Annotated in this window: 1 protein-coding gene; it reads right to left on the bottom strand. The window is 56.8% G+C overall.

What is annotated here, in order from left to right; all coding sequences use genetic code 11:
• Positions 1–245: 245 nt before the first annotated feature.
• Positions 246–1,781: a methyl-accepting chemotaxis protein gene (locus tag G3T14_RS23995; protein ID WP_348645343.1), complete on the bottom strand. Its 1,536-nt coding sequence runs from the start codon at positions 1,779–1,781 to the stop codon at positions 246–248.
• Between the last annotated feature and the right edge of the window lie 38 nt (positions 1,782–1,819).

The raw sequence follows: 1,819 nt of genomic DNA, 5'->3' as shown, positions 1-1,819 counted from the left end.
GAATCATCATTATGAATCAAAGCGATGCGGCTTGATATCTATAGGTAGGACTCTCAGAGTTTTTTAGTGAGAGCAATAACCCTTCGAGTTTGTTTTGCGCATCCTCGAGATCTTGGAGCCAAAGCCTAAGATCAGAACGCATCTTGACTATTTCTGAGACGGCCGGCGCGTCACAAGAGGATGTCATTGTTGCGTGCTTTCGTGAAGCGGTAAGCGTGCCTTGCAGATACAGAGCCCTTCGAGCCTCAGGCGGCCTTCACCTGAGAGAGGAAGGCAGCGACCTCGTGCGACAGGTTCTCCGAATGCCGCGAGAGCTCTTGGGCCGCGCTTAGAACCTGTGACGCGGCTGCACCAGTCTGACCCGCTCCTTCGCGCACGCTGGAGATGTTTGTCGTCACCTGCTCCGTGCCCTTGGCAGCCTCCTGCACATTGCGAGTGATCTCCTGCGTTGCCGCACCCTGCTCCTCCATCGCAGCCGCAATGGACGCAGCGTAGCTCGACATCTCATCGATCACCTTGGTGATGGTCTGGATGTCCACCACCGCCTCCTCGGTTGCCGCCTGAATTTCCGTGATCCGCTCGCCGATCTCGCTGGTGGCCTTGGCAGTCTGCCCGGCCAGTTCCTTCACCTCCGAGGCAACAACCGCAAAGCCGCGACCGGCTTCGCCTGCACGGGCCGCCTCGATGGTCGCGTTCAGTGCGAGCAGATTGGTCTGCGAGGCGATGTTGGAGATTACCGCTACGAACGTGCTGATGCGCTCAGCAGTCACCGCCAGTCGGCGGACTGTGGCGTCCGTCCGCTTGGCGTTCTCGACGGCCTGAGATGCGATCTGCGACGAATAGGTGACCTGCTGCACAATTTCTTGCACGGAGGCCGACATTTCCTCGCTGGCTGCGGCCACGGTCTGGACGTTGGCCGAGGTCTCCTCAGCAGCCCCGGCCACGATGATCGTCTGCTCCGTGGTCTGATTGGCCGTACCCGCCATCGACTTGGCGGTGGCTTCCATCTCAGTGGCCGCGCCAGCTAGCCCCTGAGTCAAGACAGAAACATTACCTTCGAAAGCCTTGGTGAGATTGTCGAGGAAGATTGCCCGACGCATCTTGGCCTCGTTCTCGATCAGTGCGGCCTCGTCGAGATGCTTCTTCTCGATCAGCGCATTTTTGAAGAGATGCACGGCGTCGGCAATCGTACCGATCTCGGTTTTCTCGCCAAGCGAGGGGATCTGCGCGTCCAGATCCCCTTTGGCCAGTGCCTGCATCGGTTGAACCACTGATGCGATGCCTTTGGAGACGCCGCGGGTAATGAGGATGGCGGCACTGATACTAATCACGGCAAGGAACAGCACGGTCACGGTCAACATCATCATAGCGCTACGGTAGACGCCGTCGCCCTGACGAGTTGCGGTTTTCGCGCCTTCCATGTTCAAATCCACGAGCTTATCGAGGAAGCCATTGGAAACATCGGCATGCGGCTGGACCTTCGTGAAGTTATATTCTGTGGCCTTCTGATTATCATTGCTTCGGGATAAAACGAGTACATTTTGGGCCTCCTTAAAATATTCGGAGACCTCCTTTGCAAAGCTGTCATAGATGGCTTGCTCCTCTGGCGAGGAAATGAGCTTCTCGTACTCGCGTCGCGAGACACTAACCTCGTCGAACTTCGCGACGATCTTTTTATCAATCTTTGCCATCTCGGCATCTTCGGTGTTCATAATGTGTCGCTGGATGAGCGCACCATAATCCGATAGCTGCGTGTTGAGGACGCCAGCCTGACCATCTATCAGTTTCTATGTTTTCCAGAGCGGGGGCAGCGGGAGGA

It is taken from the genome of Methylobacterium sp. BTF04, assembly GCF_010692745.1.
GTDB lineage: Bacteria > Pseudomonadota > Alphaproteobacteria > Rhizobiales > Beijerinckiaceae > Methylobacterium.
Note: the sequence above shows the minus strand (reverse complement) of the source record. Positions and strands in the feature narration are given on the sequence as shown.